Raw genomic sequence first — 13,733 nt, 5'->3', positions numbered from 1 at the left:
ACAGGAGTCTGCGCATGGCCGGAGCCGAGGATTGGGCGGACACGCTCGACGAGCTGACGCGCAGGCGGGACCACTCCAGGGCGATGGGCGGCGACGACCGCCTCACCAGGCATCGCGACAAAGGCAAACTCGACGCCCGCAGCCGGATCGACCACCTGGTGGACAAGGGCTCTTTCCGCGAATTCGGCACGCTCGTCGGCGGTGACATCGCCGCTGACGGCATCGTCGCCGGCTCGGGTTTGGTCGACGGCAGGCCGGTGATGATCGGCGCGGAGGACTTCACCACGCTGGCGGGCAGCATCGGCCCCGGGGGCAACGCGAAGCGGTACCGCCTCGCCGAGCTCGCGCTGCGTGACCGGGTACCGCTGGTCATGCTGCTGGAGGGCGCGGGGTTCCGGCCCAGTGGCGAACACTACGGGCGCACGCCCACCGATCTTCTGGCGCAGGCGCAGTGCTCGGGCAAGGTGCCCACCATCGGCGGCCTGTTCGGCCCGTCCGCGGGACACGGTGCCCTCGTCGCGCCGGTGTGCGACTGGACGATCATGACCAGCCAGGGCGCGATCTTCACGGCCGGCCCGCCGGTCGTCAAAGAGTCCACCGGCGAGGAGATTTCGAAGGAAGACCTGGGTGGGCCGTCGGTCGCGCTGGCCAGCGGGGTCATCCACAACCTCGGCCAGGACGACGTCGCGGTGCTCGACGACATCCGGCGCTACCTGTCCTTCTTCCCCTCCAGCGCCTGGTCGTATCCGACGTCGCTGCCCGCGGGCGAGTCGACGGCGCGTCGGTCGACCCCGGAGCTGCTGGACATCGTGCCCCGCGGCAATCGCCAGGTGTACGACATGCGCGCGGTGCTCGATGTGGTGTTCGACGACACGGGCTGGTTCGAGGTGCAGCCGAAGTTCGGAAAGGCGATGCTCTGCGCGCTGGCCCACCTCGGCGGCCATCCCGTCGCGGTGGTCGCCAACCAGCCCAACGTGCTCGCCGGGTCCATCGATGCCGACGCCGCCGACAAGGCAGCGCATTTCATCACCGTCGCCGATGCGTTCCACGTGCCCCTCGTGTTCCTCGCCGACAACCCGGGCATGCTGCCGGGCAGCCGGTCGGAGAAGACCGGCGTGCTGCGCAGCGGGGCGCGGATGTTCGCCGCACAGACCGCTGCGACCACGCTGAAACTCCATGTGACGCTGCGCAAGGCCTATGGATTCGGTTCGATGGTCATGTCGCTGCTCGGGTTCGACAACCAGAGTGCGACGTTCGCCTACCCCGGTGCGACGATGGGGGCCATGAGTGCCGCGGCGCTGAGCCGGGCCTCACACGCCACCGAGGACATCGAGGCCAAGCTGCGCCAGGCCGAGGTGGACGCGTCGTTCCGGTCCGCGGGCCATCTCGGGTTCGACGACCTCATCCACCCCGCCGAGACCAGAGATGTCCTGATCGATGCACTGGAGCGGGGCCTCTACAGCAGGCAGGCGGCGGCGGAACCCGTATCCCGAACCGTCATCACCCCCTGAACTCAAGCGATTTCGGTGCAGTGGGTCGCCCTCAGCGTGACCAACTACCCCGACTTCACTCGCTGGCGCGGTAGGCGGCGATGATCGGTTCCAGTTCGTCGGGTGTGGCGCCGTGCATGATCACCGCGTCGGCGCCGTAGTCGAATTCCTTGCGCACCCGGTCGACGCACTGCTGCGCCGAGCCGGTGGCCGAGGGCTCCAGCCACTCTTCGGGGATCAGCGTGGCGATGTGCTCGATCTGCTCGGCGCTGGCCTTGTGGTCGATGCCGCCGGGAATCGACTGCACCACCGAATCGTCCCGGAACCTTTGCAGCACAGCGGTGTCCCAGCCGTTGGTGTTGACCAGCAGATCGCCGTAGCCCTGCAGGTAGGTGGCCAGCCGGGCGACGGTTTTCTTCAGTCGTAACTCTTCGGGCAGATGATCCCCGACGGTGGCGAAACACGACCACACCCGCACCGCGGCGGGGTCACGACCCGCCTGCTCGGCGGCGTCCTTCACGGTCTTGACGGCCCGCTGCACTGTCTCGGGCGTGAAGTACGTGTGCAGGATGACGTCGTCGAACTCGCGGCCACCGAGTGCCAGCGTCTGCGGACCGAACGCGACGATGGCCAGCCGGATGTCCTCCCGGAAGTCGGGATCGAGGAACAGCACCGGGTACTTGCCGATGGGCCCGTCGTGGTTGAAGATCAACTCCCCGTGCCAGAGCTTGCGCATCACCTGCGCGAAGTCCTCCATCTGCGCGGTCGTCACCGCAGGCACCCCGAACGCGTTGTACATCGCGGCGATCCCCCGGCCCAGCCCCAGTGTGAACCGCCCTCCCGACAGCCGGTGCATCGTGGTGGCCCACGACCCGGTGATGAGCGGGTGACGGGTGTTGTGATTGGTTGCCGCGGTAGCAATCTGCATACGGCTGGTCACGGCCAGCGCCGCGCCGGTCAGCGAGGACGCCTCTTTGACGTTCCACCGTTCGGAGATGAATCCGGTGCCGAAGCCCAGCTCCTCGCCACGGCGCGCCTCGTCCATCAGCGCGGCCGGCCCCTCGCCTCCTGCCCCGGCCAGTAGGTAGAAACCGAGTTCATCCAAGACTCTGTTGCTCCGTGTCGCTTCGCTCCTGCCCACCGGCTCCGTCACGCCCAAACTCCTTCTTTGTGGCCACAATTCCACACTTCGGTGATCCTGCCGTCGACCACGCGGAAGATCTCCATGCTGCCGATGGTGGTCTCGGTGCCGTCCTTGAGTGTCATCGGCGACTGGTACACGACCGTCACGTGTTCGCCGTCATCGCCGGCCACCACCAGATGGAGGTCGAACCGGATCGTCTCGAACATCGCCCAGTAGTCGACGACGCGAGCGACAGCCTGCTCGTGGGTCAGGGTGGTCACCTCCCCCACGCCGTGGCGGATAACGCTGTCACCGAGGAGCTGGTCGGCCAGGGCGAAATCGCGCTCGTTCCAGACGATGAGGTTGTACTGCTCAACCACCTCGCGGGCGGATCGTGTCACGCGAGCACCTCGGCAGGGCACGCACGCTGGGTCGGGCCACCCGAAGTCACCGTTGACCTCCCAAAGATATTTGACGCGGTGCAACTAAGTTAGTTGTCGAGCGTCTAACATGCAAGGGTGCCTTCCCCGGCCAGAGGTCTGACACAGCCCCAACGCCTCGAGATCTCCGGGCGCAGGCTGCTCGAGGCGGCCGTGGCGTTGATCGGCGAAAAAGGCTGGGAAGCAACCACTGCAGCCGATATCGGCCGCCGCGCCGGATACAGCCGGGCGATGGTGCACGCACGGTTCGGCAGCAAGGACGCGATCCTGGAGACGCTGTTCGCCACCGAGTACGAGAAGAAGCTGAACCCCGCCCCCGACCCGGAATCGAACGGTCTCGGGCAGGCCCTCGCGCACCTCGACCGGATCTCATCGCTCTACGCCGAGGACCGCGAGTTGCTGCGGGCGATCTTCGTGCTGACCTTCGAGGCGGCCAAGGCGACCTCCCAGGCGAACCCGTACATCCAGATGTGGCTGCGGCGGGCTGCGCACATGGTCGAGGCCGGTCTGCGGTCCGGCATCGACGACGGCTCGGTGCGCCCGGACATCGACATCGAGCACGCCGTCAACGATTTCGGGGCAGCCCTGCTGGGCATCGCATACCAGTGGGTCATGCAGGCGTTCCCGTTCGACATGGCGGGCGCGCTGAGGTATGTGCGTGCACGGCTCATTCGGGATTACGGCTCGGTGGCTCGCTGACCGCGCGCAGAAAGCGATCCGACGCCGCCCGTACGCCGCCGGCAAAGAGGTGTCCCACGTGACTGCCGGGATGCCAGAACAGCTCGCCGCCCCAGCGCTCGTGCAGCGCGAGCGCGGGCTCCCGCATGGCCATCCGGTCATGCCATGCGCCGACGATGAGACGTCTGTCCGGTGGCGCCGACGGTGCGACGGACTGGTAGTCGACCGCGGACATCACCTGTCGGACAGGTTCGGAGCGCAGCAGTGCGACCGTGTCGCGCACCGCGGGTCCCCATCGCCCGAGGTGGGTGGCGATCATCGCGTTCAGGCCGAAGATCGGCGTGTACACCGCTGCGGCGTCCACCGGCTCGAGGTGCGAAACCAGCCCGGCGACAGGACTTCCCATCGATACGCCTGCGACCGCGACGGCGCCGGCCTGCGGCCGCACCCATCGCAGTACCGCACGGACCTCGGAGACCGCACGCATCATGCCCGCGACGTTGGCCAACGGATCCATCGTCGGATACGGCGGCCACACGTTGCCGCGCATTCCGCAACCCGGCTGGACCGGAAGCGCGATGTTGAACCCCAGGTCCTCCTGGATCCGCCGCGCACGCGAGAACAGCAGGTCGATCGGGTGTCCCTGGCCCGCACCGTGCACCCATACCAGCCATGGCCGTCGATCGTCGCCCTGCCTGCACAGATGGACCACGGCGGTGGCAGACCCGCCGAAACCCTCCCGCGCCAGGACCGCCGGCAGCGCCGGGTCGTGGTCGAACGTCAGCCGCTCATAGTTCTGCCGACCCAGCCGGCGTCGCGTGACCGACGTGACCTGAAGCGGAGGCGGATCGGTGTTCGCACCCGACACTCCGAGTACGGCGAGCTCGGCCGCGGCGTCCACACATGACTGCACCGATCGCGGCAGCGTCGGCGGCGGCGCCGTCAGAGTCATGCCGCTCAGGGCCAGTTCGTCGAGCACGACCTCGCCGAGTTGGCGGGCACCCCCGACCGACAGCGGATGCCAGTCGCGCGATCCGGCCACCGCCGCGTGGGCCCGCGGCAGGACGCCCGCGACGTCACTGCCCAGGCGCCAGAGGCGTTCGGGCGTTTTCACGCGAGCGTGAACCCGGTGTAGCCCGCGTCGGCGATCTCGTCGCAGCGACGCCGGTATTCGGGGATACCAGCCGTGTAGCCCATGTACATCCGCTTCTTCCCGGGCACGTTGCCGCCGTTGTACCAGGAGCTGCACGACGGGTGGACGAGCACCGTGGGAGCCACCAGCGCCGTGGCCTGGTCGATCCAATCCTGCTGCGCCCCCGGCAGCGCCTCGATGGTCCGGTAGCCATGCCTGCGTAGATGCGCAACGCACTCGCCGATCCATTCCACGTTCTGTTCCAGCGCGGCAACGAAATTGGATGCCGCAGAGGGACTTCCAGGTCCCTGGATGGTGAACAGATTCGGGAACCCGGCGACCGCCATTCCCAGGTAGCTGAGCGGGCCCTCGTCAGCCCAGAACGCCCCCAGCGACATCCCACCGCGGCCACGGATGTCGATACGGCTCAGCGCCCCCGTCATCGCGTCGAATCCGGTCGCGTACACGATCACGTCGAGATCGTGCGTGGCGCGCTCGGTCTGGATACCGCCGGGGCGCACGGCGACGATCGGGTCGCTGCGCAGGTCTATCAGCGTGACGTTGTCGCGGTTGTAGGTCTGGTAGTACCCCTGGTCGATGATCGGCCGCTTGCACGCGAACGGGTGGCTGGGTGTCAGGGCCCTGGCCGTCTCGGGGTTCTCGACGATGCGGGCGACGGCCTCGCCGTAGAGTGCCGCCGCCATCTCGTTGGCCTCGATGTCGAAGAACAGGTCGCCCCAGTTGAGCGCGCCCATGATGCCGCCCTCGTCGACCGCGCGCCGTCGCTCCTCCTCCGAGGCGGACTTCAGCGGTGGCTTGGTCAACATCTCCAAGAGCACCGAGAAGGCGCTGAGCCGGGCCGCACCGACCGGGTGCTCACGCTGGGCGGCCCGGATCTCCGGGTAGCGGGACTTGAGCTCGTCGAGCTCGCCCGGCTGGAACACCCGCACCTCCCACGGCAGAGTGTAGGCGGGCGAGCGCTGAAACACGCTCAGATGAGCCGCTTCCCGCGCCACCACCGGAATCAGCTGGACACCGGTCGACCCGGTGCCGATCACGCCGACACGTTGCCCCGTCAGGTCGACTCCGCCGTCGGGCCAGCGGCTGGTGTACAACGACATGCCGTCGAAGTCGGCCATCCCGGGGATGGTCGGCTCCACCGGAACCGACAGGATGCCGGTGGCCGCGACGACGAACTGGGCGACGTAGGACTCCCCCGCGCCCGTCTGCACGGTCCACTCGGCGGCATCCTCGTCGAAGGTCATGGCGACGACGGTCGTGTCGAATCGGATGTCGCCGCGCAGGTCGAGCCGGTCGGCGACGAAGTTGAGGTACGCCTCGATCTCGGGCTGGGCGGGCATCGTCTCCGTCCACACCCACTCCTGCTGGATCTCCTCGGAGAAACTGTAGGAGTACTCGATGCTCTCGATGTCGCACCGGGCGCCCGGGTAGCGGTTGAACAGCCATGTGCCGCCGACGTTGTGGGCCCGCTCCAGCACTGCAACCCGCAGTCCCAGTTCACGGAGCCGGTGCAGGGCGTAGAGGCCGGAGAACCCCGCACCCACGACGATCGCGTCGAAAGACCGCGGTTCAGGTGTCGACGGCACTGTCATAGTCCTCGCGAAGTCGGCGTTCGGGCTGTCAGGGGAAGGCTACTGTAACTATTACAGTAGTTGCGCCGGAACCGTGCCTGATCGATGGAGTCGCCATGAAAGTGCCGTTTACCTGGAAAGTCACCGGCTGGTTCATGATCGGATGGTCGGCCGAGTTCGAGATCGGTGACGTCAAGGCGCTGAAGTACTTCGGCGAAGACCTGGCCGTGTACCGCGACGACGCGGGCGCCCTGCACGTCCTGGAAGCCCACTGCAAGCACCTGGGCGCCCACATCGGTCACGGCGGCACCGTGGTGGGTGACTGTGTCGAGTGCCCGTTCCACGGCTGGCGCTGGGGACCCGACGGCACCAACACCTACATCCCCTATCAGCCGGACCGCCCCAACCGGGGCCTGACGCTGCGGTCGTACCCGGTCCAGGAGCAGTACGGCTGCATCTTCATATGGCACCAGCCCCACGGCAAGGAACCGCAGTGGGAGCTGCCCGACATCTTCGACAAGTTCCCCCAGTTCGAGACGGACGCGAACGCCTACTACCGGCCGTATCCCGAGTTCTCCCGCCGCGCCGACGCCGTCCCCGTGCATCCGCAGATCGTCGCCGAGAACGGACCCGACAGCTCACACTTTCGCTACGTGCACGGCGCCTCCGTGACGCCGGTGTGCCTGCACTGGGAGCACGTCGACGAAGAGTGGCGCTTCCTCACCGGCTGGCCGGATGCCCGCAGCGACGACCCCGACAAGATGGCGCTGCGCATCCACAGCCACTTCTCCGGCCTCGGCTTCGCGATGAGCGCATTCGAGGGCTCGTCGAACCACCGGCTGATTTTCGCGTGCACGCCCGTCGATGACGAGGTGTCGAACATGTTCTATTCGATCTGGTGGCCGAAGCTGCCCGGTGAGACCTCGGACATCCCTCCTGCACCGGTGCGCGAGAAGGTGGAACGACAGTTCCTCAAGACGGTCTGGGAGGACGTCGACATCTGGCGCTACCAGAAGTACATCGAACGACCGGCGCTGGCCAAGATCGACGCGAAACCGTATATGGCCATGCGCAAATGGGCCACCAGGTTTTATGACATTCCCCCCGCCGGACAACCCGCGGGCACCTCATGAGGATCCCGCTGTCCGACCTCGTCGCACCACGCCACACCGCGATCGTCACCCAGGAGTGCCAGGCCGCCGTCGTCGGACCCGACGCCGCGCTCGGCGCCCTTGCCGCCGAAGCCCGTCGCGAAGCACTGCCCGCCATCGCCCGTCTCCTGCCCGCCGCGCGGGCGGCCGGGGTGTCGGTGGTGCACTGCGTGGTGCAACGTCGCCCGGATGGCCGGGGGTCCAACCACAACGCGACACTCTTTTCCGTCGGCGCCGGGGTAGACCTCGACCCGGATGGGCCGGGAACCCGCCTCGTCCCCGAACTCGACGCCCAACCAGGTGATCTCGTGCTGCGCCGGTGGCACGGCGTCGGACCGATGGGTGGCACCGACCTGGATCCGGTGCTGCGCAACCTCGGGATCACCACCATCGTCGCGGTCGGCGTATCGGTGAACGTCGCGATCCCCAACCTGGTGATGGACGCCGTGAACGCGGCCTACCGCGTCGTCGTCCCGCGCGACGGCGTCGCCGGGGTTCCGGCCGGCTACGCCGCGGCCGTCATCGACAACACCCTGTCCTTGCTGGCGACAGTCACCACCACCGACGAACTGGTCGACGCGTGGCGCCACCAGTGACGACCATACAAGTTGCGGCTATCTGTCCACTCGTCGCGGGCGGACGTCTAGAGTCCATCGCATGACCGAGTCGATCCAGTTCACCGTCCCGGCCGCCGCGGACGCCGTCGCCGCCGTCATCGGTGATCGCGAGTTCATCATCCAGGGCGAACGCCGCTTCACCTACGCGCAGATCGCCGAACGCTCGATCAGGCTCGCCGCGTACCTGCACTCGCAGGGCCTGGGTTGTCATACCGAGCGCTCCGAGCTCGCCGGCCACGAGGTCGGTCAGGACCTGCTGGGCATCTACGCCCACAACGGCCCCGAGTACGTCGAGGGCATGCTCGGTGCGTGGCGGGCACGGGTCGGACCGTTCAACGTCAACTACCGCTACGTCAAGAGCGAGCTGCAATACCTGCTGTCGGACTCGGGGGCCACCGCGCTGCTCTATCACGCGGCGTTCGCGCCGCGGCTGGCCGAAGTGCTCGCCGACCTGCCCAAGCTTCGGGTCCTGATCCAGATCGCCGACGACTCCGGCAACGAATTGCTTCCCGGCGCCGTCGATTACGAGTCGATCGTGGCCGAGGGTCCGGCGGCCGCGCCGCCGGTCGAACCGTCGCCCGACGACCTCTACGTGCTCTACACCGGCGGGACGACGGGCATGCCCAAGGGCGTGCTGTGGCGCCAGCACGACATCTTCATGACCTCGTTCGGCGGGCGCAGCCTCTATACCGGGGAACTGGCCACGTCCTACGACGACATCACCACGCGGTGCGCCGAGGCGCCGGGCACGAAGCTGATGGTGTTGCCGCCGCTGATGCACGGCGCCGCACAGTGGGCGGTATTCACCGCGATGAACACAGGTCAGTCCGTCGTGTTCTCACCGGTCACCAGCCATCTCGACGTCGACGACGTCGTGCGCACGATCGAGCGGGAGAAGATCCTGGCCGTCACCGTCGTCGGCGACGCGATGGCCCGCCCGCTGGCCGAGGCGTTCGAACGGACCAGCGCGGACCTGTCGTCACTGGCGGTGGTCGCCAACGGCGGGGCGCAGCTGACTCCGACGGCCAAGCAGCGGCTCATCGATGCCAAGGCCAACCTGATGGTCGTCGACGGCGTGGGCTCCTCGGAGACCGGCGCACAGATGACGCACATGTCCGCCCCCGGCGCGGTATCGACCGGGAAGTTCACTGCCGGACCCGACACCTACGTCGCCGCGGAAGATCTCGGCACCATCCTGGAGCCCGGGCACGACGGCATGGGCTGGTTGGCCCAGCGCGGCTATGTCCCACTGGGTTACAAAGGCGACGCCGCCAAGACCGCGGCCACCTTCCCGGTCATCGACGGTGTGCGGTACTCGGTGCCCGGCGACCGCGCCCGGCACCTCGCCGACGGTGCCGTCGAACTGCTCGGCCGCGATTCGGTCACCATCAACTCCGGCGGCGAGAAGATCTTCGCCGAGGAGGTGGAGTCGGCCATTGCGTCGCATCCCGCCGTCGCCGACGTCGTCGTCGCGGGCCGGCCCAGCGAGCGCTGGGGCCAGGAGGTCGTGGCCGTGGTCGCACTCGCCGGCGGCGCCACCGCCGCGGCGGACGAGTTGATCGAGCACGCCTCCGCCGTGATTGCCCGCTACAAGCTGCCGAAAGCGGTGGTGTTCCGGCCCGCCATCGAGCGCAGTCCGGCAGGCAAGGCCGACTACCGGTGGGCCCGCGAGCAGGCAATCGCGGGCGGCTAGGAGTTCTTCAGCCGCCGACGTGTTCGGCGGTGAGCCATCCGCAGCGCCAGCGCTGTGGTCAGCGTCGTCGACCGCGGAAACGGCGGCGCGGCACGGCCGGTGATGGTGAAGGGAAGATCGCTGCCGACGACGGTCCGATAGTGGCTGAATGCGTCGAACCCGGCCTTGCCGTGATAGGCGCCCGTGCCGCTGCGCCCGACTCCGCCGAACGGTGCAGCCGACGGGATCATCTGCGCACCAAAGTCATTGCGTGCCACCCCGCCGCTGCGGGTGTGCCTGACGAACGAGCGGAAGTCGCGGTCGTCCGGCCCGAACCAGTACGCCACCAACGGCGCCGGCCGGGCGTTGACGTAATCATCGACGTCGGCGAGTCGGCGGTAGGGCCGCACCGTCAGCACCGGCCCGAAGGTCTCCTCCTCGGCGATGCGCATGCTGTCGTCGACGTTCTGCACGATCGTGGGGGCGATCTTTCGGGTGGTGCGGTCCGGCAGCACTTCGCCCGGCGGTGCCACCGCCTCGACGGTGGCGCCCTTGGCGCGGGCGTCTTCGACGAGCGCGACCACGCGGTCGAAGTGCGCGTCGTTCACCGAGGAGCAGTAGTCGCCGTTGGCGACGATCGCCGGAAACATCGAGCGCAGGGTGTCGCGCACGACGCCGACGAATGCGTCGACCTGGGCCTCCGGCACGAAGACGTAGTCCGGGCACACGCACACCTGACCGCCGTTGACCATGCGGGCCCGGGCGATCCGTGCGGCGGACCGGGCCACATCGGCCCTCGGCGCCACCACCACCGGGTTCTTACCGCCGAGCTCAAGGGTGACAGGGACCAGGTTGGACGCCGCCGCCCGCTGGACCAGCATCCCCACCGACGGCGAACCGGTGAAGAAGAGGTGGTCGAACGGCAGCGCCGCGAACTCCGCGGCGACATCCGCCCCGCCGGTGACGACGGTGAGCTCGGTAGGGCTGAAATACCTGCCCGCCAAGGCCTTCATCAACTCCGCGGTGCGGGGCGTGACCTCGGACATCTTGATCATCACCCGGTTGCCTGCGGCGAACGCCGCCGACGCGGGCAGCACCACCAGGTTCAGCGGGAAGTTCCAGGGTCCGATGATGCCGACCACCCCAAGCGGCGACGGTTCGACTTCGGCCCGCAGCCCGAACGTACGCATCGGCCGCATCAGCTTCTGCGGCCGCATCCAGTGCCGCACATGGGATCTGGTGTGCTCGATCACCGACAGCATGCCCATGATCTCGGTGAACAACGACCCCGCTCGCGGACGGGTCCCGAAGTCACACGCCATCGCGTCGGTGAAGTCGTCGACATTGTCCAGGACCAGCGCCACCAGCCGGTCGATCCGGTTGCGTCGCACGGCCGCATCGGCTGGTCCGTCGGCCATGAAGGCGGCGCGCTGGCGTTCCAGGACCGCCGACATCGGTTCCTGCCGGCGCACTCCGACGACACCGTCGCCGCGAGATGCTGCCATCTGCGATCCTTCCCTGCGGACACCGGCCTGCGGTCATGGCCACCATAACAGTTCTGTACAGTCCATTACTGTAAGCATTACAGTTACTCACATGAACACTCCGGTAGAGGACGTCGCGATGGACGGGCCCATCGATCTGCGCGATCCCTATCCGATGTTCGCGAGGCGCCGCGCCGACGGCGGTGTCTTCCGCGGATCGGTGATGGACTGGTCGAAGACACCGGATTCGCTGAAGCCCGAGAACCTCTACGCAGCGGTGTCATTCGATGCCGTCAACCGGGTGTTCCGGGATGGGAAGGCATTCAATTCCACGATCTACGACGCGACCATAGGTATGTTCATCGGTCCGACGATCCTGGCGATGGAGGGAAAGCGGCACTGGGAGCACCGCAACCTTGTCTCCGCGGCGTTCAAGTCACGGTCGCTGGCCCGGTGGGAGCCCGAGATCGTCCGGCCCGTCGTCGACGGGCTGATCGACGAGTTCATCTCCGACGGCAGCGCCGACCTGGTGCGCGACTTCACCTTCGAGTTCCCTACCCGGGTCATCTCCCGACTCCTCGGGCTCCCCGAAGAAGACCTGCCGTGGTTCCGCAGACGCGCGGTCGAACTCATCAGCTACACCGTCAAATACAAGCGCGCATTCGAAGCCTCCGCCGCGCTCAAGGACTACTTTCTCACCCAGATCGAGAAGCGGCGGTCGGCGCCCACCGAGGACATCATCGGCGACCTGGTCTCGGCCGAGATCGATGGTGAGCGCCTCACCGACGAAGCGATCTTCTCGTTCCTGCGCCTGTTGTTGCCGGCCGGACTCGAGACGACCTACCGGTCGTCGGGGAATCTGCTCTATCTTCTCCTCACCCACCGCGACCAATTCGACGCCGTCGCCGCCGATCACGGACTGATCGGACCCGCCATCGAGGAAGCGCTGCGGTATGAGACGCCGTTGACCACGGTGCAGCGCTTCGCCAACGAGGACACCGAGGTGGACGGGGTGCCGATCCCGGCAGGCTCGGTGATCGACGTGTGCATCGGCTCGGCCAATCGCGACGAGCGACGCTGGGAACGCGCAGAAGAGTTCGACATCTTCCGGAAACGGGTGCCACACCTGTCCTTTGCCGCCGGCGAACACACCTGCATGGGGCTGCACCTGGCGCGGATGGAAACCCGGGTGGCGTGCGAGACCCTGCTGACCCGCCTGTCCGACATCCAGCTGCTCACCGACGGCGACCCGCACATCTACGGTCAGCCGTTCCGGTCTCCGACGTCGATCCCGGTGACGTTCAGCCGCCGCTGACGGCCGCCTGGCGCACTCAACTGCACGACACGGACACCACGACCTTGTCGCCGTCCCGACTGGCGGCCGAAGTGAACGCGGTGGCGGCGTCGGACAGTGGATAGCGTTGACTGACCAGCGAATCGAGCTCCATACTGCCGCCGGCAAGTTCGATCGCCCGTGGGTAGGTCCCGTTCATCCGCCGCACCATGGCGAAGGTGAGTCCCTTCCGGCGAGCCGGCGCGGCGGAGAACGCGGAAAGGTCCTGCGACGGGATACCGCCGAGGGCGATGCGTGCGCCCGGCCGGCTGGCGGCCACGGCCGTGGCGATCGCGGCGTCGGTTCCGGCCATCTCGATCGCAACATCGACACCGCGCCCCCCTGTCGCATCCATCACCGCCGCGGCTCCGTCCTCGGCGGGGAAGGCCGCGTCGGCCCCGCACTGCAGTGCGGTGCGTCTGCGGTGTTCGAGGGGCTCCACGACGAAGACGCGGCGGGCACCGGACCGGTGCGCGACCTGCGCGGTCAAGACTCCGATCGGTCCCGCACCCACCACCAGCACGTCGGCCCCGGGCCGCAGGTGGCTGACCGCGACGGCGTGCAGAGCGACGCCCAGCGGCTCGAGTAGTGCGCCGGCGTCGTCGCTGAGGTGATCGGGCAGCGGATGCAGCAGCTGATCCGGCCACCGCATCCGTTCCTGCAGCGCGCCGTCGAGACTGCCGTGGCCGGCGAATTCCACTGTCGGGCAGAGATTGTGGTATTCGGAGAGGCACATCTCACAGGTCTCGCACGGGATGGCCGGGTCCACGGCCACCCGGCGCCCGGCGTACGGGCCGCTGAGCGCGACGGCGGCGAATTCGTGCCCGGGCACGACAGGGCGCTCGATCCGGTTCTCGCCGATCCCGCCGTCGGTGAACCAGTGCAGATCGGAGCCGCAGATGCCCACCGACGTCACGGCGAGAAGCGACCAGCCGGGTGGGGCATCGTCCGGGTCCGGTTCGGTGGCCACACGCAGGTCACCGATGGCGTGCAGCCGCGCGGCGATCATCGGTCCGCAGCC

The 13,733-nt window shown here is 67.9% G+C and carries 12 protein-coding genes; 6 read left to right on the top strand and 6 right to left on the bottom strand.

Annotated elements, in window-relative coordinates; all coding sequences use genetic code 11:
* The first annotated feature begins 14 nt into the window (after positions 1-14).
* Complete coding sequence (locus EL337_RS09320; protein WP_048634641.1) at positions 15-1,511, top strand: acyl-CoA carboxylase subunit beta; 1,497 nt, start codon at positions 15-17, stop codon at positions 1,509-1,511.
* A 55-nt stretch (positions 1,512-1,566) separates the two neighbouring features.
* On the opposite strand, the gene EL337_RS09315 is transcribed toward EL337_RS09320, so the two are convergent.
* Together EL337_RS09315 and EL337_RS09310 are read right to left on the bottom strand one after the other, a co-directional pair.
* A complete protein-coding gene (locus tag EL337_RS09315; protein WP_048634640.1) occupies positions 1,567-2,595 on the bottom strand; it encodes a TIGR03857 family LLM class F420-dependent oxidoreductase in 1,029 nt (342 codons plus the stop codon).
* Positions 2,596-2,639: 44 nt separating this feature from the next.
* On the bottom strand, positions 2,640-3,014 hold the full coding sequence (locus tag EL337_RS09310; RefSeq protein ID WP_048634639.1) for a nuclear transport factor 2 family protein: 375 nt from the start codon (positions 3,012-3,014) through the stop codon (positions 2,640-2,642).
* 117 nt (positions 3,015-3,131) lie between these two features.
* Between EL337_RS09310 and EL337_RS09305 the strand changes: the two genes are divergently transcribed.
* Positions 3,132-3,752 (top strand): TetR/AcrR family transcriptional regulator, encoded by a 621-nt coding sequence (locus tag EL337_RS09305; RefSeq protein WP_048634638.1) that lies wholly within the window; start codon positions 3,132-3,134, stop codon positions 3,750-3,752.
* On the opposite strand, the gene EL337_RS09300 is transcribed toward EL337_RS09305, so the two are convergent.
* Both EL337_RS09300 and EL337_RS09295 read right to left on the bottom strand, forming a co-directional pair.
* Positions 3,721-4,845, bottom strand: coding sequence for an alpha/beta fold hydrolase (locus tag EL337_RS09300; RefSeq protein WP_048634637.1), 1,125 nt, complete (start codon positions 4,843-4,845; stop codon positions 3,721-3,723). The genes EL337_RS09305 and EL337_RS09300 overlap by 32 nt on opposite strands.
* Positions 4,842-6,476, bottom strand: coding sequence for a flavin-containing monooxygenase (locus EL337_RS09295; protein ID WP_048634636.1), 1,635 nt, complete (start codon positions 6,474-6,476; stop codon positions 4,842-4,844). The genes EL337_RS09300 and EL337_RS09295 overlap by 4 nt, the downstream gene beginning before the upstream one ends.
* Positions 6,477-6,571: 95 nt before the next feature.
* On the opposite strand from EL337_RS09295, the gene EL337_RS09290 reads away from it, so the two are divergent.
* The 3 genes from EL337_RS09290 to EL337_RS09280 all read left to right on the top strand — a co-directional run bounded on the left by EL337_RS09290 (position 6,572) and on the right by EL337_RS09280 (position 9,916).
* The gene (locus EL337_RS09290; RefSeq protein ID WP_048634635.1) at positions 6,572-7,588 is read left to right on the top strand and encodes an aromatic ring-hydroxylating oxygenase subunit alpha; all 1,017 of its coding nucleotides are present in this window, start codon (positions 6,572-6,574) and stop codon (positions 7,586-7,588) included.
* A complete protein-coding gene (locus EL337_RS09285; protein WP_048634634.1) occupies positions 7,585-8,202 on the top strand; it encodes an isochorismatase family protein in 618 nt (205 codons plus the stop codon). Before EL337_RS09290 ends, EL337_RS09285 begins: the two co-directional genes overlap by 4 nt.
* A gap of 61 nt (positions 8,203-8,263) precedes the next feature.
* Positions 8,264-9,916 carry a medium-chain acyl-CoA ligase Mig gene (locus EL337_RS09280; RefSeq protein ID WP_048634633.1) on the top strand — a complete coding sequence of 551 codons (1,653 nt, stop codon included), beginning with the start codon at positions 8,264-8,266 and terminating at the stop codon, positions 9,914-9,916.
* Here the strand turns inward: EL337_RS09280 and EL337_RS09275 are convergent.
* Entirely contained in the window at positions 9,913-11,400 is a 1,488-nt protein-coding gene (locus EL337_RS09275) for a coniferyl aldehyde dehydrogenase (RefSeq protein WP_048634632.1), read from the bottom strand. The two genes, EL337_RS09280 and EL337_RS09275, sit on opposite strands and share 4 nt — an antisense overlap.
* A gap of 91 nt (positions 11,401-11,491) precedes the next feature.
* On the opposite strand from EL337_RS09275, the gene EL337_RS09270 reads away from it, so the two are divergent.
* The gene (locus EL337_RS09270; RefSeq protein WP_048634631.1) at positions 11,492-12,694 is read left to right on the top strand and encodes a cytochrome P450; all 1,203 of its coding nucleotides are present in this window, start codon (positions 11,492-11,494) and stop codon (positions 12,692-12,694) included.
* Between the two features lie 16 nt (positions 12,695-12,710).
* Here the strand turns inward: EL337_RS09270 and EL337_RS09265 are convergent, their stop codons facing one another.
* Positions 12,711-13,721, bottom strand: a complete 1,011-nt coding sequence (locus tag EL337_RS09265) for a zinc-dependent alcohol dehydrogenase (RefSeq protein WP_048634630.1) — start codon at positions 13,719-13,721, stop codon at positions 12,711-12,713.
* Between the last annotated feature and the right edge of the window lie 12 nt (positions 13,722-13,733).

Origin of the sequence: Mycolicibacterium aurum (genome assembly GCF_900637195.1) — a bacterium.
Classification (GTDB): domain Bacteria; phylum Actinomycetota; class Actinomycetes; order Mycobacteriales; family Mycobacteriaceae; genus Mycobacterium; species Mycobacterium aurum.
The sequence above is the reverse complement of the archived record's forward strand: the minus strand, read 5'-3'. Positions and strand labels throughout refer to the sequence as shown.